The 243-nt window shown below is 72.8% G+C and carries 1 pseudogene; it reads left to right on the top strand.

The features are described from left to right. Positions 1-161 (top strand): annotated as a pseudogene (locus tag HMPREF3014_RS33750) (RHS repeat protein); the annotation flags it as partial. Positions 162-243 lie beyond the last annotated feature (82 nt).

Below are 243 nucleotides of genomic sequence, written 5' to 3'. Positions count from 1 at the left end.
CGCGCACCGAGGCCGCCGGCACTGCGCAGGCGCGCACCATCACAACCGACTGGCACCCGACCCTGTTCCTCCCGGTGCAGGTCAGCGAGCCCGGCCGGATCACCCGCTACCAGTACGACGCCGAGGGACGCAAGACCGGCGAGACCGTCACCACCCGCTGACAAGGACGACACCCATGCGCATCCCCCCATACTTTCCCCGCCTCGGCGCCCTCGCCCTGGCCTGCGCCCTCGCCCTGCCCGC

The sequence above is a fragment of the Pseudomonas sp. HMSC065H01 genome (assembly GCF_001815235.1).
GTDB lineage: Bacteria > Pseudomonadota > Gammaproteobacteria > Pseudomonadales > Pseudomonadaceae > Pseudomonas > Pseudomonas aeruginosa.
This window is presented reverse-complemented; position numbering and strand designations above follow the sequence as displayed.